This is a genomic window from Paenibacillus massiliensis 2301065 = DSM 16942, assembly GCF_000377505.1.
GTDB lineage: Bacteria > Bacillota > Bacilli > Paenibacillales > Paenibacillaceae > Paenibacillus > Paenibacillus massiliensis.
The window spans coordinates 37572-56034 of record NZ_KB898204.1 but is presented as its reverse complement, the minus strand read 5'-3'; the positions used below and the strand labels follow the sequence as shown (position 1 = coordinate 56034).

Genomic DNA, 18463 nt, shown 5'->3' with positions numbered 1-18463 from the left:
TATAAATATAATAGAAAGGAGCTCCTTATTGGGGAGCTCCTTTTTGACGTATGATCTTTATGTAGAATGCATTTGAAATTGATGTATAACATCTTCGCTCCATATGTATTCCATAAGACTCCATAAGAACTACGTGTGACTTATGTTCCGTTCTCATTATTGAATATAGGGTAGAAGGGCGATTACGAACTCGTATACAAAATAGAGCGCAAATTCCAGCAGAAGAATGCCTGCAATAATAGAAACGATCTGAATCATTTTGCGGCTCATGACTTTTCTTGTGATCGACACGATGGTCAGCAAGCCGATGTCATGAATGAGAATGCCGCCTAGCACACCGCTGGCAGCGATGGCAAAGCTTCCTTTATTGCCTGCGCTATAGGAATCGGTCAGGACAGCACCGAACACGGACACCCAAAAAATCAGATTACCCGGGGAAACAGCCACTAGCAGTCCATTCCGGTATGTACTCCAAAATGATTTATTCGTTCGTTCATCTGCCGGGGTGATGTCTTTATCAGCATTTTTGATAGAAATTTTTATGGCTAGCTAGCGGAAAGGGCTTGTTACTGTATCCATAACCACTCCAAACAGGGAGCGAGGTGGAGTATAATTATAACAACAAGAATGGATGTTTCATGAAGGAAAGGAGATAACTGCTATGACGAAAAAAGCTTACTACCTTCGCCGCCCTGTCATGTCTGACGCTCAGGCTGTCTGTGATCTTGTAGCTGCCTGTGACACGGAGGATCTGGGGGCACCTGATATCGTGCTAGATGATGTTCTGGACATGTGGTCTGGCTTCGATCTCAACAATAATGTGTGGGTCGTGGCGGATGCAGACTCCACATTGATCGGTTACGCATTTTTGGAGGAGGACAGTGAAGAGAAGCTGTTCAGCTACGGGTGCGTGCTTCCCGCGGCACGGGGCTACGGTGTTGGTTCTGCGTTGATCTCTGCGCTGGAGGCACGTGCTGATGAGCTTCGTGAAGCTTCTGGAATAACGAAACGGCTGCAAAGCATGATTCCCACCTTATGTGAGGATGCCAACGATTTACTGAAGTCTAAGGGCTTCGTTCCGGTCCGCTATTTCAAGCGAATGGCAATACGTTGGAACGAGGCACCACCCCTAGTCATTCCACTGGAAGGCTTCACGATCAAGTCTTTTGTGAAAGGACAGGATGAGCAGTCTGTCTATGAGGCCTATGTCGAATCGTTTGCCGATCATTGGGACTTCACCGTGCCTGCCTTCGAGAAATGGAAAGAGAAGACGCAGCTTCCTACATTCGACGAGCAATGGTGGATGGTAGCTTGGGATTCGACAAATACCGTGGCTGGCTTTGCCCTGTGCCGGATGCGTGAGGATATGCTCTTCATTGAGCAGATTGGTGTACGGCGACAGTACCGTGGACGCGGACTAGCACAGCTGTTGCTGCATGCTGTATTCGAGAGTTCCTATAGGGCAGGGCAGCCACATATTTCGCTTGGCGTCGATGCCGCCAATCCCTCAGGTGCATATCGCCTCTATGAGAAGGTGGGCATGAGACCAGACCACGAGATCAGCATTTACGAGAAGCTATTTCCGCTTTCATAAGTTTTATATGAATGATTGAAGGCGGCTCCAGCTCCTTAGGTGTGAGGTGCAGGTTTGATTTAATAGGGTCACCGCGAAATGCGTTATCTAATTAAGAGTACTGTCGAGAATTGTATCGCAAGTGATATAAAGGAGGGAGGAATGAAGCGAAGTAGCTCATTCTTCCCCTTTTCTTTTTGTAAAATAAGAAATTCTCCAGAGGATAATTTCTCTTTATCGAGTGCCCATCCTTCGTTATCATATCGATAACGGCAAGTAACTAGTAGAATGTGGTAAATACGCGATACTATAAAAGACGGAGGGCGTAGGGAAATGTCTATACTGCTGTCTATTGGTCTGCTATGCATGATCCTGCTTATCTTGTTCAGAAGATCCATCATAGGAGCTCTACGAATTGAAAATCATGTCATACTGCAGCAATTAAGCAAGGCTAAGTGGTATCGGAACCATTGGCTAGGAGGGCTATTCTTATTCATGCTCAATACGGTGTTATTTGGCGGCACGTTGCTTGCACTCTATATAACCACACTTTTCCTAATTCCCTATGTACATATGGTAATCATGCTATTGGCGGTTCTCCTTAGTGTCTACTTGTGGTCTATTCTAGGCAAAGCGTGGCAGGGTGATCGGAGTGACCGTCTTAAGATGGGGATGGTTGGGGGAAGTTTTTATTTGTTACTGGCCTTGCTGTGTATGTATGGGCTCGTTACGCTGGCGCCTGCTTATCCAGGTGAAGATACATTTATGAGTGCTATAGGCTTCATATTTGGTATAGTAGTTACTACCGTGGCCTTTGTAGTCTGTCTGATGTTTACGGGCTTTTCGCGCGTCAGGAATTAAGGCTGATCAGTGAGGCGAACGGGATAAATGTATTGGAAAGTAGGGAAACAGGCTTTGGCACAATCCGAAAGTAACAACGTAAAATTAGATCCGTTATCCTTCTCGTTCATTCGTTTCTATATATTAGCATTTCTATTCTTTGCCGCGAATTCGGCATTAACCATCATTCTTCCGCTACGCAGTGAAGCTGCTGGCCTCAGTGAGGCCGAGATTGGCTTGATGATGGGCTCGTATATGTTCACATGCATGCTGCTGCGGCCTTTTGCGGGACAGCTCTTAGGGAGATATGGCCCGCTTCGTGTCATGAAGGGGCTATTGCTGCTACACGCCATTACGCTGCTGCTGTTCATGATCGCCGGGGCGGAGAGCTATCTATGGCTTCGGGCGCTACAGGGCGTAGCTACAGCCTTTTTTTCGATGACCATGCAAGCAGGTATTATGGAGAAGCTGCAGGACAAGGATCGTGCCCAGGGCCTGTCGATGTACACCTTGTTCACGATGGTTCCTTCGCTTATCGTTCCTGTACTCGCTATTCAGATTTGGGAGCAGGCCCACCACATGTGGTATGTACTCCTGCTATGTGGACTGGCTGCACTACCACTGCTGTTCGGGTATAATCTGGATTTGCCGCGAAGCACAGTACAGAATGCATCGTATACGCTAAAGGATATGCTTCGTTCCCTGAGTGGGCTCTGGCGTAGTATTCCCTTACTGGTGAGTACACTGATTATGCTCTGTGCTTCATGTGTCTTTGGAGCGACAGCTACATTTTTACCCCTATATATGATATCTTCGGGCACGGGAAGTGTCGGTCTGTTCTTGGCCGTTCAAGGACTGGTGGTCATCCTGTGCAGGTTCATGCTGCGTAAAAAAATCCCGTCAGACGGTAGCTGGAGCCCTTGGCTTATGGGCGGTCTGCTGCTCTCTGCTGCGGTGGGAACCCAACTGCTGGTGCTGCTGGAGTGGCTTGGACCGTTCGTATACTTGTCCGCTATATTCAGTGGATTCGCCCTTGCGCTGCTGTATCCGACATTAACAACGTATCTGTCCTTTGTGCTGCCGGCAGAGTCGAGATATGTCATGATGGGAATCTTCATGTCCTCGTACGATCTGGGCTTTGCGCTTGGCGGGTTCGCGATGGGCATGATTGTGCAGTTCAGCTCATATTCGACAATGTTCATGGTCTGTACGTTGCTGTCTCTACTCGCTGTAATTCCGATCGTGGGCTACAGGAAGCGGATGGGGGAAGGGGCCAGGGTATAGGTCGGTAGCTTTTGAAATCCAAGCATTGTATGCAATAACCGTTTCCCGGAATTCCAACGGAAACGGTTTTTTTGATTTTTATAATGTAAAGATTACGAAAGTAAATTATTACAATTTACACTATTGACGAATGCCCTTTGGAAGGGTTTATAATTGTATATAATTCCATGTATGGGATTAGAAGGGTCCTATGACTTGCCGGGTGGATCATCCAGAGAAGCTCGCCTGCGCCCCGCCCCTCGCTTTCCGGCCATCTGGCCGCCCAAGAAAAGGAGGAGGAATTGAAATGCAGAGCCAAGTAATCCGCATGATTAGTGAAGTGAAGGAAGACCACGAACTCCCCGGGAAGCTGGATGGCACCTCGGATATTATTCATGACGCAGGCCTGGATTCCCTGCAATTGGTGCATTTTATGCTGAAGATTGAAGATGAATTTGACGTGGAAGTCGATTTTGACAATTTTGAACTGGAATACTTAAGCTCCATTGATGCTTTCTGCGATTATATCCGGCAAATGAAGGAACACTCTGGATTGACGGAGACAACGGAAATCGGGACAATATGACGTCATGACGCGCTAAAGCTCTATCAAAACGATAGCGAGGTGCATAACGATGCAGCCGAAAAGCCATGTATTGATTGATGAAAAGGCGTTCAAGCTGATTAAAAGAAATTTGAAAAATGCTTCGGTTTCCTACCGTAACTCTGTCAAGGACCCAGCCTTTAGAACGGACATGCCCCATACAATCGGCATCAAGCTGACCAACCGCTGTAATCTCCGCTGCACACACTGCTTTGAATGGAACGAGGAAGGCTACCACCATCAGATGGACAAGGAAGAACAGAATATGGATTTGGACCCTGCGTTGCTCAGACAAATTTTACAGGAGACACAGGAGGTCAAATCCCGTTTGTATATGTGGGGTGGGGAACCGATGTTCCACCGCCGTTTTGATGAAATTTTGGACGTGCTGGCCGAGGACCGACGGGAGATGACGTTCTGCACAAACGGTCTGCTAATCGACAAGCACCTCGATCGAATTCTGGAATTGTCCGACAATCTGGAGCTGCTGATCGCCGTCGAAGGCTTCGAGCGCGAGCATGATCTGATCCGCGGAAAAGGTACCTTCAAAAAAACGATGGCACAGATGCAGCGGCTGATCGAGCTTCGTGACCAAGGCTTGTATAAAGGTAGAGTAACCGTGCATGCAGTCATTAATGACAACATGATCGGACGTATGTTCGAATTCCTCGAAATGTTCGAGACCATGAAGCTGGATCTCGTTCTGCTTACTTTCCCATGGTATATCTCCAAAGAAACCTCACTCAAAATGGACGACTATTTTTCCCGCAACTTCTCCTGGCTACGCGAGCTTGAAGAAAACAATATCAGTAGTTGGCATGCCTTTAAGTACAAAATCAATCCGGACCGCATCGATCCCCTCATGCAGGAGCTCCGTCGTATCAATGAGCGCGTATGGAATATCCGGGTTCGTTATCAGCCAGGTCTCGACTTCGAGGAGATCGACAAATTCATTCATGGCGAGGAATTGGTCAGTCGCTGCTCCTCGCGCTGTCTTGCCCTGAATTCACGCACAGACATTTTGCCTGATGGAAAGGTCATGCCCTGCAAGTTTTTCAGCGAGTTCACAATCGGAAGCCTACAGGAGAACACTCTGAAGGAAATCTGGGAATCCGACAAATATGAAATGACCCGCTCTATCATCAACGAAAAGGGGCTGACTCCTGTATGCTCCAAATGCAGCGTGCTTTATCTTCATGGAGCCGGTTCACTGAAATATATTTGAGCAGTAGCCGAACCGGTAGAGCAGCTTTTAAAAGGAGATGCAGAGATGGATATTGCTTTGGATGTGAATTTGCTGACGGCGCTCTCCACAGACCGCGATCGGCATGTATTCGTGTGGCTGTTCAATATTGGCGCTGAGGAAATATGGCATCCTGGTTCACGGGCCGTTGCTGACCCGGCGGAGCAGATTGTCGTGAACCGGATGGAGGAAATGAATCTGCTGCTATGTCGCAGCCAGGATATTATCGTGCTGAGAGAGCAGCCACAGCCTCATTTTCTGAAAATGCTACAGCACATAGGATTCGACATTCCTCGGATTGAGGTGCCGGAGCCTTCTGACCCGCTGACGCCCATTACTGAACTGGTGCTTGCCGATGAAGAACTGCTGCAGCGGCTGCGAACCGCATCAGAGGAAGCAGGCGGCGCTTATCTGGTGCCATATGCTGTCACGTGGAAGGAGGAGGAGGTTGCGGAACGTGGCTCCCTGACCTTGCTCGGAGCGGATGCGGAGCTGTGTGCTCGTGTGAATGACAAGATTTTCAGCCGCCGCCTAGCCGAGCATCTCGGCTTTCCGGTGACTGAAGGTGCTGTATGTAGGAATGAAACGGAGGTTCAGGAAGCGTGCGACCGCATTGCGGCAGCAGCGACAGGTCCCGTTCGTTTTATTATCAAGCAGCCGCACGGAGCCTCCGGCAAAGGCATGTTTCTTGTTGAGGACCTGTCCCGGCTGAATACCATTCTTAATGTAATGAAGCGCTTTGCCGGTCGCAATTCACTTGCAGGTGGCTGGCTGGTGGAACGGTGGTATGGGAAACAGCTGGATTTGAATTATCAGATTTATATTAGCCCTGAAGGCGAAGTGACCATGTTCTCGCTAAAAGTGCAGCAGCTTGCCGGAACCGTATATACCGGCTCCCGTATGCCTGCCGAGCTAGGGAAGGGGCTGGAGGAGCAGATCCTCAGCTATGCGGAACTGCTCGGTTCCTCCTTGTGTGCTGCCGGTTATTTCGGGATTGCATCCATTGACGGTTTTGTGGATGAGGACGGTCTGCTCTTTCCGGTCATCGAAATTAACGGCAGGTTTACACTATCGACCTATATTTCGTTTGTATCCGCTGTGCTTGGAGAACGTAAGTTTTTGTCCCGCTATTACCGGGTTGTCTCTGACGAGCCGCTAACGTATGAATCCTTGTGCGCACTGCTTCGGGAGAATAGGCTGCTGTACGGGCCTGAGCACCGGGAAGGGGTAATGGTGTATACCGCAGGTACCCTTTCTCCAGCCCGTCTAAAACAGGGATTCATCAACCGTATTTTTGCTCTGATTATCACGGACAGCTGGGAGGAGGCTGAGGACTACGCGCGCCGGCTGGAGCTGTTGTTCGCCGCTGAGCAGCAAGTTCAAGCCCTTAACTCATGAAAGGCATGGAATAGATAGTCTAGCTTGGACGCTCTAGCTTAGACATGAAGGTCTGAACATACCCAATGAATGGAGGAGTCTGAATGGAGACAGGTGTAAGTATCGTGCTGCCTTTGCTGGAAAGAGTGCTGAAGCTGCCTGAGGGCGAGCTGGCGGGAATGGAAGCGGATCGGGATTTGCGGAGCTTGGGACTGAATTCACTGTCCGCGATTGAATTGATTGTGGAGCTGGAGAACGAGCTCAACATTGTAATCGATGACGATGACCTGCTGTTGGACAATCTGTCCACGCTAAGCGAGATTGAACAGCTGCTGGACAAATATGTATAAGGCCGGGACAGCTTCACACAGGCAATCTGTGTCTGGAACAGACCGGGTAGGCAAGCATTGCCTCTATTCTTCCCTGTGCGGCTTGCTGCTGCGCCGAGGTATTGTAGCTGCCGAGGCTGATTTGTTCCTGCTAGCAGGCAGCATGAACGCGGAATATGAGGGTGAGCTGCGTCCATTTGGTCCGGGAACCTTCGGGAACCAGCTGCGCAGAATCACGGCTTCCGGAGGTCCTGACCTCCGGGTTGAAGCCTGGGACCCGCAGGACCGCGATCCGCACAAGCTGTTGAAGGCTCTGCCTGATGGATACAGCGCGATGCTGCACGTATCCAGCGCAGCCCTGACGTATCACCAGATTTATGTTATCAACCGTGCACGCGGACATGTGATCGAGCTGCATAGCCTGGATGAAGAATCACGTACTGCCCATGTATCGGACAGCTTCCTGCTGGACTCATCAGGTCAAGCATTCCAATACACGGGCGAAGCCCGTCTTGACGATCTGCTGGGCGGAGTGCTGGATTATGCGTGGCTGGCGGGAGCGCCAGTCGAGCCTTCACCGGCAAGGATATACCAAGCGTGCGCCCTGCATATTCGGGATTATCTATCAAGTCGGAGCGACGTGCCTCAGTTCCGAAAAGGGGATGCAGCCTATCGCGCCTTTATAGCAGATTTTCAGCTGCTGTTCGATCTGAACGATCAGGAGTTTCGGTACCAATGTGCAGAGATTTATTATCAGCTGCGAATCGGCACTGCGCTCACTCTGGCGGATTATCTCCACGATTTTGCCATGCTCCATCAGGACACGCTGGGGGCGGGGGCGCATTTCATTGCCGACGGGGCCACAGAGCTCTACGCCGGCTGGCACCGCCTGAATCTGCAAATTTACAAGACTGGCCTGCAGCTTGGCAGGCATCGTGTACAGACATTGATCAGCCGTGCGAACGAGCTAGTTGACCAGCAATACAGGCTGCTTGAACAGCTCCTGCCGCTTGTGGAAGACGCTAGACAACAGTAGGGAGGGAATCGTTTTGCCGGTTATTACACTGAACCGATTGTCAAAAACATTTACGTACTACAAAAAAGAACCGGGTGTGCGGAAATCGCTGCAAAACCTGTTCCACAGGGAGAAGCTGGCCAAGGAAGCCGTTAAGGATATCAGCTTTTCCGTCAGGGAAGGTGAAATGGTCGGTTTTCTTGGGCCGAACGGGGCGGGCAAAACGACAACTCTGAAAATGCTGTCAGGCATTCTGCATCCGAGCAGTGGTGAAGCTTCCGTACTGGGATTTACGCCTTGGAAACGGCAGAAGGAATTCAAGCGGCAGTTCTCCATCGTCATGGGCCAAAAAAATCAGCTGTGGTGGGATTTGCCTGCAAGCGAATCCTTTGCGCTGAATAAGTTGATTTACGAAATCGGCGACCATGAATTTCGCTCTTCACTGGACGAACTGGTCACGCTGCTTGGTGTAGAGGAGCAGTTGCATGTGCAGGTGCGGCGTCTGTCGCTTGGAGAGCGCATGAAAATGGAGCTGATTGCCGCGCTACTGCATCGGCCGAAGGTGATTTTGCTGGATGAGCCGACCATCGGTCTGGATATGGTATCCCAGCGCAGGATTCGGGAATTCTTCAAGGCATATAACCGCCAGCACCGAACGACGGTGCTGCTGACCAGTCATTACATGAAGGACATCGAGGATTTATGCTCACGGGTAATGATCATTAGTGGCGGAAGCCTTGTATATGATGGGGATCTGAAGAGCATCAACCAGCGGCTGGGGGCCCGTAAGCTGCTTAAAGTCAGGCTGACCGAGCCCGTTGCCCAGAAGCAGCTCGCGGGACTGGGAAGTGTACGAGCAAGCAGCCAGTTGGAGGTTGTTTTTGAGGTCGATGCAGAAGACACGCTCGGATGGTCGAAAAAGGTGCTTGATGCGTTGCCTGTTACGGATTTTACGATTGAGGATGTCCCGCTGGAGGAAGGCATTGAAAATTTGTACAACGAAGGCAGATGGGCCGATGCGAAATAATCCGCTTGAATATAACAAGTATGTCAAAGTGTTTTTACTTGGCATGCAGAATGAGATGGAGTACAGGACGAACTATTGGCTGCAGCTGTTTTCGTTCATTTTGCCGTTGATGACGCAAATTTTTCTCTGGCTTGCTGTCTTTGGCTCTTCGGGTGAACGGCAGCTGCTCGGCTACACCCTGGAGGAAATGCTTGTGTACGCCGTAATGGCAGCAGTTACCGGCAGGCTGATTGCAGCCGGTTTTGAATACGAGATTGCGGAGGATATCAAGGAGGGAGGGCTTGGCAAATTTCTTGTACAGCCCGTGCACTATTTTGCCTACCGTCTTTTTCGGTTTGTCGGGGCCAAGGCTGTGCAGAGCGCTGTTATCTGGACAGGTGCTGTCTGTATGCTGGTCGGGCTCAGTCTGTGGGGCGGCGGCAGCTTTTCAATCATTCATCTTTTGCTGTATATGCTGACCCTTCCCGGAGCACTGCTGCTAAACTTCCTCATCTATTATACGCTTAGTGGCATGGCTTTCTGGATTACGGAATCCGTGGGACTGTTCTATACCCTGTCCCTCGTCATCTACGTTGCGAGCGGAACTGTCTTTCCGTTGACGATTTTTGGGGAGGCGGTGGGAAAGCTACTGAGCATGCTGCCGTTTGCCTATACAGTGTTTTTTCCCGTCAATGCGGTAACAGGTAAACTGAGCGGCTCCCTCATAGCAGCAGGCATCGGCCTGCAGGCCTTCTGGATTGCCGTACTCCTGATTCTGTCGGGGATTGTCTGGCGTGCGGGTGTCAGACGCTTCGTAGCTGTGGGAGGATAACATGAAAAAACTGCTGCGGACGTGTGTCCGCTATGTCAGGTTGTACATGCGGTTCGTCAAATTTTCCGTCATCTCGCAGATGGAGTATCGCATTAATTTTGTTACTGCATTTCTGGTGGAGACGGCTTACCTGCTCATCAAGCTGCTCTATGCCTCAGTCCCTTACCGGACAGGCACGGACATCAACGGCTGGTCCCCGGATGCGGTGCTCCTGTATATCGGGGTGTTCACGATTATGAGTGGCCTGTACAGCGGGCTTTTTTATAGCAATTTTACCGGGCTGCCGACCAAAATCCGCACAGGCTCGCTGGATATGCTGATGACCCAGCCGGTCTCCCTGCAGTTCATTGTCACCCTGCGACAGTTTAATTTGGGCTATACCATCCCCAATGTTGTTGGAGGTGGCATTATGGCAGGCGTCGGCTGGCATCGTCTGCAGCTGCCGTTCACCTGGGAGGCAATTGGCGGCTTTTCCCTGCTGCTGGCAGTCGGTGTGCTTACCGCTTATTCGGTCTTTCTGTTACCGCAAATGCTCGGCTTCTGGACCATCCGCACGAATGGGGTGACGGAATTATCAAACAGCCTGTTCGACACGAATACCGTGCCGATGTCGGTATACAGCAAGCTCATTCAGAGAATCGGCATTTTTGTACTGCCCATATTCGTCATCTGCAATTTTCCGCCCATGTTTGTACTGGGCATGATGAATGGCAGCCTGCTGCTGTGGGCTGTATTGGTCCCGCTTTGGCTCCTGCTGATTGTGCGGCTGGTCTGGCAGTTCGCGCTGCGTGGTTATACAAGCGCAAGTCAATGACTGGAGCGGGAAGGAGCTACATTCTTATTTCTAGGGAGGGAAGAGTGAATGACACCGGATGTACCTACACTGAAGCGCATATTTATGGGAACGTTTGAGGCGGAGGCTTATTGGAAAGATCCAGATACAGCGTCCCTGCCCACTCTGCCGGATCGGTCTGGTGCGGCGATTGTCGCCGCCATGGATGAGCTGCTGTTCTGCTTCTGCGGGCAGGAGGATGTGCTGCTTACCCGTTACGCCATGTCCCCTGTACACTGGCAGTATATATCTGGATTCGGCTTCAGGCCTGCTGTCAATGCGCATGATCTGTCCTATGATGAAACCGTTGTGCTAGGCTCATCTGCTTCCGTCTTCGAGCTGCTCTGCCAGCGCCGGGAAGACGGTGTGCCGGGGCTGCCGGATTTGCAGGATGGCCTGCTCGCCCCGTTTGCCTACCTTCCTTACACGGAGGAAGCGGCAAAAGCGTGGGGTATCCGCCTTCATCAGCCGTCTCTTGAGTCAGTCCGCAAAGTGAACGCCAAGACTTACTCCTCTAGGTTGAAAGAGCGCTTGGGACTGAGCAATCCCGGCCAGATCGTCACGAGTGCCGATGAATTGGAGCAGGAAGGGCGGAAGCTGCTAATGGAAGGCACTTTTCTGGTAAAGGATGATTTTGGCGTATCCGGCAAGGGCAATCTGCATATCACTTCACTACAAATGCTGGAACGGATCGTGGCGTATCTGAGGCAGCAGGAGCGGAAGGGGAAGAGAGTATGCTTCATATTGGAGCCTTTTCTGGAGAAGGAGCAGGATTTTTCCTGCCAATTTGTTGTGTCCGAAGCAGGTGAGGTGGAGATTGTATCCGTGCAGCTGCTGGCCAATTCAAGCTTTTCCTACAGAGAGTCGCTGCTGCCTGATGCAGGATTTATGGAGATGCTGGAGGACAAAGGTTATTTTTCGTTCATGAAGGCGATTGGCAGACAGCTGTGGATGGACGGTTACTTCGGGGATGTGTGTGTCGATTCCATGACGCTTAGAGACGGAAGCCTTGAAGAAATTGTCGAGATCAATGCGCGGCGTTCCATGAGCCTGATCAAGCACCACCTTGATGTGTTCCTGACGGAGCGCTCGCTGCTCGGCAGCATGACCAATTATACGCTGTCCCATCAGGGGGCGCTATCGTACGAGGCCCTGCTGGACAAGCTGGAGCAGGCGAAGCTGCTGTTCACGGACAGCCGTGAAGAGGGCGTGATGCCGCTGTCGGCCAATACGCTGTACGTGAATACAGGAGGGAGGGATGCGTCCAATCCTGACAACGGTATGAATGGAGGCACAGACACGGGACGAAAAGGAAAAGGGCGGCTCTACCTGGCGATGATCGCCGAGAATCAGGACAGAAAGGCACAATTGACTCAGCGGCTGGAGCATTTTTTGGCTGATAACCAGTTTGCTGTATTAAATTAGCTGGCATGGGTGAACAGACATTCATATTTCGAAAAAGCTGGGAGGAAGGGAAATGAAGGTTACGATATTATGCTCTGGCTTCGGGTTGGGATTCTACACGCCCGGATTGCTGATTGAAGCAGGACTGAGCAGACTTGGCATGGGTACGGCCGTTCATGTATTCGAGAATGTGCTGCCAGAATCGGCGCGTACCAAGGTGGACCAGAATCGTAAAGCCTATCATGACAACTTCAAGATTGCACTGATGTCACAAAAAATCCCGCAGGATATGAGTGAATCCATTGATTTGGAAGCTTTGGAGCAGCTCCTGTCTTTATGGTGCGAGGAGGATCGACGCCATTTTATTTGCCTGTCAGGCCACTGGATGTACGTTCTGGAGGAATACCGGTCCCGGCGGAGCGGGGTTCCTCTGCACATTGAGCTGCTGTACATGGATTCTACGCCATCCCCTTCCTGGAAAAATTTAATGCGCCACCGGCCGCAATTTGCTGAAGGCTGCGGTCAGCTTACTCTGTTTGACCATGCCACAGGCAGCATTAACTGCTATATTGATGTGTCTGTTCCCCTTGTATCTTATAGGGAACGGGAGCATCGGTTGTTCATTCACGGCGGCGGCTGGGGCATGGGCACCTATCGCGACAAGCTGGACGAGCTGGAAGCGGCCGGCTATGGGCTTGATATCATGCTCTATAACGATGACGCTCCTGACGAACAGGCCGGTAGCCGCAAATATTACCGGATGGATCCGCAATGGCGGACATGGCAGACCGGAGCGGACGGTAGACACAGCTTCCCACCGTTTGCCGAGGTCCACTCTGGCGAAGAAGTCCTGTACCGCAATGAGCAAGAATATCACCTGTTGTATGTGCGGCAGCGTCAGATGAAGGCCATTGTCAGCAAGCCAGGAGGGGGAACCATGACAGATTCCTTTGCATCCGCGACACCACTGATCATGCTGGAGCCTTTCGGTGCGCATGAGAAAGACAATGCAGATCTGTGGGAGGAGCTTGGATTCGGTATCCGCTACGAGCGCTGGCTCTCGGAATACGGAGGCGGTGCGGATATTCTGGAGAAGATGCATAAGGACATGCTGGAAACGAAAAAGCGGACCCCGGAATGCTCGCGGCTGCTGGCTCAGCGCCTTGGCCTGTACTCTGCGCAGACCGTTCCCGATGTGGAGGAGGGGAGCTGATGAACGCTGTCGCAGAAGCATGGGTGCCGCCTTCCCCGGCCGGAGAGCCCGTCAAGTTCGGCGTCATTGGCTGCTCGTCCATCGTACCGCGTGCGTTGCTTGATCCTGCCCGCTATGTGGAGCATTCGGCTATTGTGGCCGTTGCGAACCGGACTGCCGCAAAAGCCGAGTTGATGGCTGAGCAGTACGGCATCCGCACGGTGCACCGGACCCCTGCAGAGTTATTAAACGACAGTGAGGTCGATGCCGTATATATTGCACTTAGTAACGATCTGCATGCGGAATGGATTGCAAAGGCGCTGAGCGCAGGCAAGCACGTACTGGTCGAAAAGCCGCTATGCCTGCACACAGATGAACTGGACCTGATCGAGTCGGCCCTGCGGGCAGGTGGGCCATACCTGCTAGAAGGGGTCATGGTCAGGTATCATCCCTGGCAGGACAAGCTCCGTACTATGGTAAGCGACCTTAGCTTCGGCAGGCTGCGCTCGGTAGACACCAGTCTGTGCATCCCGGCCAAAAACGGGCATAAAGACAACTACCGCAGCCGTCCGGAGCAGGGAGGGGGCTGTTTCAGAGATTTGGGTGTGTACTGGCTTCAGTTTTTGCAGATGCTGGTTGGATTGGACGGGGCCAGCTTTCAAGGACAATCCTCCTTCGATGGGCCGGGCGGCTGTGATTGGACCTTTCAGGCGCAGGCGGAGTACCCGGACGGCTTGAGGGCGACGGCCCTATGCTCATTTGAGCGACCTTACCGCTGCTCCCACACCCTGACCTTCGACGATGCGGTCGTTTCGCTGAATGACTGCTTCCGTGCGAATCTTGGATTTTATAAAATGACGCTGCGTATTCGCCGGTCCAGCGAGCTGTCCGCCAAAGCCGAATTCCGGCCCATGAATTATTATGTGAATCAGCTCGATTACTTTTGCCGGATGGTCCATGGGACAGCTGCTCCTGTTCCTTTCGGGGAATCGGCAGAACGGATCAGGCTGCTGGATTCCATTTACCAATCGGCCCGCCAGAGCAGGGTAAAGTGAAGGAGAGGATTTCATGAATCTATCCGATGATCAACTGTTGTCCGTAACACGGAGCCACAGGACCCCGTTTTTTCTATATGACGGAGATGCTCTGTACTCCCATGTACGGAGTATACTCGCCCGTCTGCATCCTTCAGTCAAACTGCATTATGCGCTGAAGGCGAACGGAAATGTCAGCATCGCTGCGCTGCTCTGCTCCCTTGGCTGCGGGGCGGAGATTGCATCGTCAGGAGAGCTGTATACAGCTCTTACTGCAGGCTATGAGCCGAAGGATATCATTTTTGCTGGGCCGGGGAAAACCGAATCTGAGCTGAATGAGGCTGCTGAGACAGGAATCGGATGCGTCAATGTTGAATCGGTCCGGGAGCTGCGGCTGCTGGAAAAAGTGGCGGCACGAAGCGGTGTCCATGTGCGAGCAGCCGTCCGCATTAATCCTGACGCGGATGTATCCGGGGCGACGATAAAAATGGGTGGGGCAGCCCGCCCGTTTGGTGTGGATGAATCCCAACTGGACGTTTTCTTTGCAGCTTTGCAGGAATGTAGACATATTCAATTTCAGGGCATCCAGATCTACACAGGCACTCAGATGCTGAAGGCAGAGGAGATTATTGGATCGTTTGCGAATACCGTCAGACTTGCCGGGGAGATTGGTGAGAAATACGGCCTGCCTATTCATAGCATTAATCTGGGCGGCGGCTTTGGCATTCCTTATTTTGCTCACGAACAGTCGCTCGATATGGATCAAGTGCTCCAGTATCTCAACGGATTGGCGGCAGAGGCGGTGCAGCGTATGCCAGGCGTCCGTCTGATTATTGAGAGTGGTAGGTACCTGGTCGCCTGTTCCGGAATGTATGTGACAAAGGTACTGTATACCAAAACATCCAAAGGAGAAAAGTTTGCCGTCACGGATGGAGGCATGAACCATTACGCTTCCGCAGCTTTCCGGGGCCGCAGGCTGCGCGATAATTTTCCGGTAAAGGTCTTCAGCGCACACAAGCAGCAGCCGGACGTGGATAAAGCTGGAGAGGCCAGGCAGCAGGAGGAGGAAATCACCGTCGTTGGCCCCCTCTGTACTCCCGAGGATTGTCTTGTTCGGAAAGCGAAGCTGCCACTCATCAGGGAGGACGACTACATTGTTATTCCTAATGCGGGCGCGTACGGACTCAGCTATAGCCCTGTTGATTTTCTAGGTCATCCATCTCCAACAGAGCTGCTTGCAGCCGGTGGGCAGGTATATGTGATCCGGGAACCTGGCAATGGGAAGGATGCCATGCGTCATCAGCGTCTGATCGTGCCGAATACGCTCCAGCAGATCTAGCAAGAGTGTACGTGCTGTATTTGAAGCAAAAATTCGTATACGGTTCTTCCCTCGCGTTAAAAGATGAGATTCCGGTCGTTATTTGGGGGATAAGGTGATGAGGCTGGCCGAATGGCAGCGACGCCCATCCCCTTGAAGCTTACATGGACGGATTGGGGAAGCTCGGACAGTATGAAGTGCGTCAAGACTTCCCAGGGCATCGTCATCCGTTCAGTCCTTTCAGGGACCGTGTACTCCTGCTCATAAAATTCGGGCTACCTTAAAGCTCCACATCTGCCGATATATAACTAGTGAATCTAGTGCCTTAATTCAGATTGATGCGAGTGTAGAGCCAGGGCATTAGGAATATATCAAGTGGTTAGGAAGTGTTGTATGTTAAGGAAGCTTTGGGGTCTACTATTTTCTATTTCTCTAGCTGTAACGATGCCGGGAGTCGCAAAGGCTGCTGAGAAGCCCGTTCAGTTGTATGTTAATCACGACAAGCTGGTCGGAGTGCACACAGTTATGAAAAAGGGGAGGTTGTATGTACAGGCACAGGAATTCTTCTCTAAGCTCGGCTACAAGGTGTCCTATGATCCAGAGTTTCAGGAAATCATAACAGAAATTAACGGACACGAGCTCATCTTCTGGGCTACCGATGATACGATTGAATTTAATGGTCGCTATTATATGGATACACCCGTTTTTCTAATGGATGACAAACCATTCATTTCTGTTCGTTTGCTGGGATATTTTATGGAGCATTCTGTGGAATATGACCCCGTCAAGCAGACTGTTAGTATGAATCCTTATGGTGATGGCCAGATGGAAGCTATTCGAGAGCTTGTCTGGAAATATGACAAGACTTTTAGTGTAGATCTACTGACTTTCGATAATCTTGAGCGGGGATACTATTCATCGGATTACGATTATCAGTCGTATCAGTTGCATAGTGAAGTGCCACTTCGGGAGTACACCGCAACTGTAGATCACATTGAATTCACATCTGCTACGGAAGCAGATGTGCGCGTAACCTATGTTGAGAACACAGATGTGCTGAATCGACTACATAAATACAATTTGGAGATTCGATGGGAAGATGGAATGTGGAAGGTGGCTAGATCTGAGGTAACTTTGTTTCAATGGACACTTCCCAGCGATATTGATGCCAAAGCAACGGCTATTAAGCAGAATTCCGACAAGAAGCAGGCGGAGGTTTTGTCTGATCTAACTAGTTATTTTAAGGCTTATAACACAGAGGATTTAGAATTGACACGTCAATATACTTCCCCAGCCGAGATTCAGACTTGGGGTGAGGGTGTTTTCTCATGGGAGCACACCTTTAAATACGGCTTTAATAATACCGATACTACGTATCAGCTTTCAGACGAGCGAGTAGTTTTTCTCGGTGAAAGGGAAGCAGTAGTCCAAGCGACTATGGAATGGAGTCAGGTTAGAGAGGGTGAAGAGAAGGAACAGTCGATATTTCCAGCTTTGATCTTTATGGATTATGCTAACGGTCGTTGGAGTTATAGTTATTATATGCATCTGAATGATGATGATGGTACTAATTAATGTGGTGCGAGTTCATAAAAGCACGTGGCCACCGGCAGCGTCAGTGCGATTTCGGAATGTACAAGTAGCATTCTTAAGCCGAGTTTCTCCTAACAGGAATTCGGCTTTTTTTGCTATGTATTTGCTAGGCAGACTACCTTCGTTCCTTACCTATGTTTTGCTTGGAAAATCTCGATATGTATGCATAACATGCAAGCTCTTCTCCTATTTTCATGATAGAATGAGCTAAATTTAAAATAGACAGATAACAAGAGACAGGGATTGGAGTGGGTAACCGTGATAGGTATTACACATTTTGGACTGTTTGTGATTACGGCTTTGCTTGTGAATTTCACCCCCGGAGCTGATACGATGTATATCGTAAGTCGAAGCGTGTCGCAGGGAAAAAAGGCGGGCCTTTACTCTGTGCTGGGCATTTCCTCGGGCATTCTGGTACATACCTTTTTGGCTGCCGTCGGGTTATCGCTGCTACTGACCACATCGGTTATGCTATTCACAGCAGTGAAGCTGATAGGGGCAGGGTATCTGGTATACCTGGGCATTCGTATGCTGATGCAACGTTCGTCCAGCTTTGAGCTGGCGCACAAAAAGGAAGCCTCCTACAAGAAGATTTATGTCCAGGGACTCATTACGAATGTGACCAATCCGAAGGTCGCGCTCTTCTTCATCTCGTTCATTCCGCAGTTCATTGCTCCGAACCAGATTTATGGGTCCTTGCCATTCATTATCCTGGGGCTTACCTTCGTCCTGACGGGCACGCTGTGGTGCTTACTTGTGGCATTCTTCTCAGCGCTACTCACGAACAAGCTGCGAGAGAATCCGAAGGTAGAGCTGATTTTGAACAAGATTACCGGCCTGATTTTTATCGTCATGGGCATCAAGCTCTTCCAGACCAAGGCTGCCTAGGGAGACACGCTTATCGGAGCCCATTCATCGAATCTGCAAGTCGGGATGGAAAGCGAGCGGAATTCAATATAGAATCGATCATAACTATGCGGACTAAACTCCTTTTTGGAAACATCTTTC

Annotated in this window: 17 protein-coding genes and 1 pseudogene; 17 read left to right on the top strand and 1 reads right to left on the bottom strand. The window is 50.7% G+C overall.

Annotated elements, in window-relative coordinates; translation table 11 throughout:
• Positions 1-156: 156 nt before the first annotated feature.
• Positions 157-534 (bottom strand): annotated as a pseudogene (locus D328_RS29835) (LysE family transporter); the annotation flags it as partial.
• A 127-nt stretch (positions 535-661) separates the two neighbouring features.
• On the opposite strand from D328_RS29835, the gene D328_RS0125690 reads away from it, so the two are divergent.
• The 17 genes from D328_RS0125690 to D328_RS0125610 all read left to right on the top strand — a co-directional run bounded on the left by D328_RS0125690 (position 662) and on the right by D328_RS0125610 (position 18343).
• The gene (locus tag D328_RS0125690; RefSeq protein ID WP_018887920.1) at positions 662-1594 is read left to right on the top strand and encodes a GNAT family N-acetyltransferase; all 933 of its coding nucleotides are present in this window, start codon (positions 662-664) and stop codon (positions 1592-1594) included.
• A 312-nt stretch (positions 1595-1906) separates the two neighbouring features.
• The gene (locus D328_RS0125685) at positions 1907-2434 is read left to right on the top strand and encodes a hypothetical protein (RefSeq protein ID WP_018887919.1); all 528 of its coding nucleotides are present in this window, start codon (positions 1907-1909) and stop codon (positions 2432-2434) included.
• 27 nt (positions 2435-2461) lie between these two features.
• Positions 2462-3697, top strand: a complete 1236-nt coding sequence (cntE, locus tag D328_RS0125680) for a staphylopine family metallophore export MFS transporter CntE (RefSeq protein WP_018887918.1) — start codon at positions 2462-2464, stop codon at positions 3695-3697.
• A 286-nt stretch (positions 3698-3983) separates the two neighbouring features.
• Entirely contained in the window at positions 3984-4262 is a 279-nt protein-coding gene (locus D328_RS0125675; RefSeq protein ID WP_018887917.1) for a phosphopantetheine-binding protein, read from the top strand.
• 49 nt (positions 4263-4311) lie between these two features.
• Positions 4312-5505, top strand: coding sequence for a radical SAM/SPASM domain-containing protein (locus D328_RS0125670; RefSeq protein WP_018887916.1), 1194 nt, complete (start codon positions 4312-4314; stop codon positions 5503-5505).
• 45 nt (positions 5506-5550) lie between these two features.
• Entirely contained in the window at positions 5551-6921 is a 1371-nt protein-coding gene (locus D328_RS0125665; RefSeq protein WP_018887915.1) for a preATP grasp domain-containing protein, read from the top strand.
• A gap of 83 nt (positions 6922-7004) precedes the next feature.
• A complete protein-coding gene (locus D328_RS0125660) occupies positions 7005-7250 on the top strand; it encodes an acyl carrier protein (protein WP_018887914.1) in 246 nt (81 codons plus the stop codon).
• Positions 7243-8265: a BtrH N-terminal domain-containing protein gene (locus tag D328_RS0125655; RefSeq protein ID WP_018887913.1), complete on the top strand. Its 1023-nt coding sequence runs from the start codon at positions 7243-7245 to the stop codon at positions 8263-8265. The genes D328_RS0125660 and D328_RS0125655 overlap by 8 nt, the downstream gene beginning before the upstream one ends.
• A 13-nt stretch (positions 8266-8278) precedes the next feature.
• Positions 8279-9271, top strand: coding sequence for an ABC transporter ATP-binding protein (locus tag D328_RS0125650; RefSeq protein WP_018887912.1), 993 nt, complete (start codon positions 8279-8281; stop codon positions 9269-9271).
• Complete coding sequence (locus tag D328_RS0125645; RefSeq protein ID WP_231505385.1) at positions 9228-10082, top strand: ABC transporter permease; 855 nt, start codon at positions 9228-9230, stop codon at positions 10080-10082. Before D328_RS0125650 ends, D328_RS0125645 begins: the two co-directional genes overlap by 44 nt.
• 1 nt (position 10083) lies before the next feature.
• A complete protein-coding gene (locus D328_RS0125640; RefSeq protein WP_018887910.1) occupies positions 10084-10896 on the top strand; it encodes an ABC transporter permease in 813 nt (270 codons plus the stop codon).
• 48 nt (positions 10897-10944) lie between these two features.
• Entirely contained in the window at positions 10945-12339 is a 1395-nt protein-coding gene (locus D328_RS0125635) for a hypothetical protein (protein WP_018887909.1), read from the top strand.
• A gap of 52 nt (positions 12340-12391) precedes the next feature.
• Positions 12392-13531: a hypothetical protein gene (locus tag D328_RS0125630; RefSeq protein ID WP_018887908.1), complete on the top strand. Its 1140-nt coding sequence runs from the start codon at positions 12392-12394 to the stop codon at positions 13529-13531.
• Positions 13531-14565: a Gfo/Idh/MocA family protein gene (locus tag D328_RS0125625; protein WP_018887907.1), complete on the top strand. Its 1035-nt coding sequence runs from the start codon at positions 13531-13533 to the stop codon at positions 14563-14565. The genes D328_RS0125630 and D328_RS0125625 overlap by 1 nt, the downstream gene beginning before the upstream one ends.
• 13 nt (positions 14566-14578) lie before the next feature.
• On the top strand, positions 14579-15883 hold the full coding sequence (locus D328_RS0125620) for a type III PLP-dependent enzyme domain-containing protein (RefSeq protein WP_018887906.1): 1305 nt from the start codon (positions 14579-14581) through the stop codon (positions 15881-15883).
• Between the two features lie 372 nt (positions 15884-16255).
• A complete protein-coding gene (locus D328_RS0125615; protein ID WP_018887905.1) occupies positions 16256-17437 on the top strand; it encodes a copper amine oxidase N-terminal domain-containing protein in 1182 nt (393 codons plus the stop codon).
• A gap of 276 nt (positions 17438-17713) precedes the next feature.
• The gene (locus tag D328_RS0125610; protein ID WP_018887904.1) at positions 17714-18343 is read left to right on the top strand and encodes a LysE family translocator; all 630 of its coding nucleotides are present in this window, start codon (positions 17714-17716) and stop codon (positions 18341-18343) included.
• Positions 18344-18463: the final 120 nt, after the last annotated feature.

Excerpts from the sequence above, each read along its gene's own strand:
- D328_RS0125665 (WP_018887915.1), top strand. The coding sequence starts at position 5,551 with ATGGATATTGCTTTGGATGTGAATTTGCTGACGGCGCTCTCCACAGAC.
- D328_RS0125690 (WP_018887920.1), top strand. The coding sequence starts at position 662 with ATGACGAAAAAAGCTTACTACCTTCGCCGCCCTGTCATGTCTGACGCT.
- D328_RS0125670 (WP_018887916.1), top strand. The coding sequence starts at position 4,312 with ATGCAGCCGAAAAGCCATGTATTGATTGATGAAAAGGCGTTCAAGCTG.
- D328_RS0125640 (WP_018887910.1), top strand. The coding sequence starts at position 10,084 with ATGAAAAAACTGCTGCGGACGTGTGTCCGCTATGTCAGGTTGTACATG.
- D328_RS0125635 (WP_018887909.1), top strand. The coding sequence starts at position 10,945 with ATGACACCGGATGTACCTACACTGAAGCGCATATTTATGGGAACGTTT.
- D328_RS0125655 (WP_018887913.1), top strand. The coding sequence starts at position 7,243 with ATGTATAAGGCCGGGACAGCTTCACACAGGCAATCTGTGTCTGGAACA.
- D328_RS0125630 (WP_018887908.1), top strand. The coding sequence starts at position 12,392 with ATGAAGGTTACGATATTATGCTCTGGCTTCGGGTTGGGATTCTACACG.
- D328_RS0125615 (WP_018887905.1), top strand. The coding sequence starts at position 16,256 with ATGTTAAGGAAGCTTTGGGGTCTACTATTTTCTATTTCTCTAGCTGTA.
- D328_RS0125675 (WP_018887917.1), top strand. The coding sequence starts at position 3,984 with ATGCAGAGCCAAGTAATCCGCATGATTAGTGAAGTGAAGGAAGACCAC.
- D328_RS0125660 (WP_018887914.1), top strand. The coding sequence starts at position 7,005 with ATGGAGACAGGTGTAAGTATCGTGCTGCCTTTGCTGGAAAGAGTGCTG.
- D328_RS0125620 (WP_018887906.1), top strand. The coding sequence starts at position 14,579 with ATGAATCTATCCGATGATCAACTGTTGTCCGTAACACGGAGCCACAGG.
- D328_RS0125625 (WP_018887907.1), top strand. The coding sequence starts at position 13,531 with ATGAACGCTGTCGCAGAAGCATGGGTGCCGCCTTCCCCGGCCGGAGAG.
- cntE (WP_018887918.1), top strand. The coding sequence starts at position 2,462 with ATGTATTGGAAAGTAGGGAAACAGGCTTTGGCACAATCCGAAAGTAAC.
- D328_RS0125685 (WP_018887919.1), top strand. The coding sequence starts at position 1,907 with ATGTCTATACTGCTGTCTATTGGTCTGCTATGCATGATCCTGCTTATC.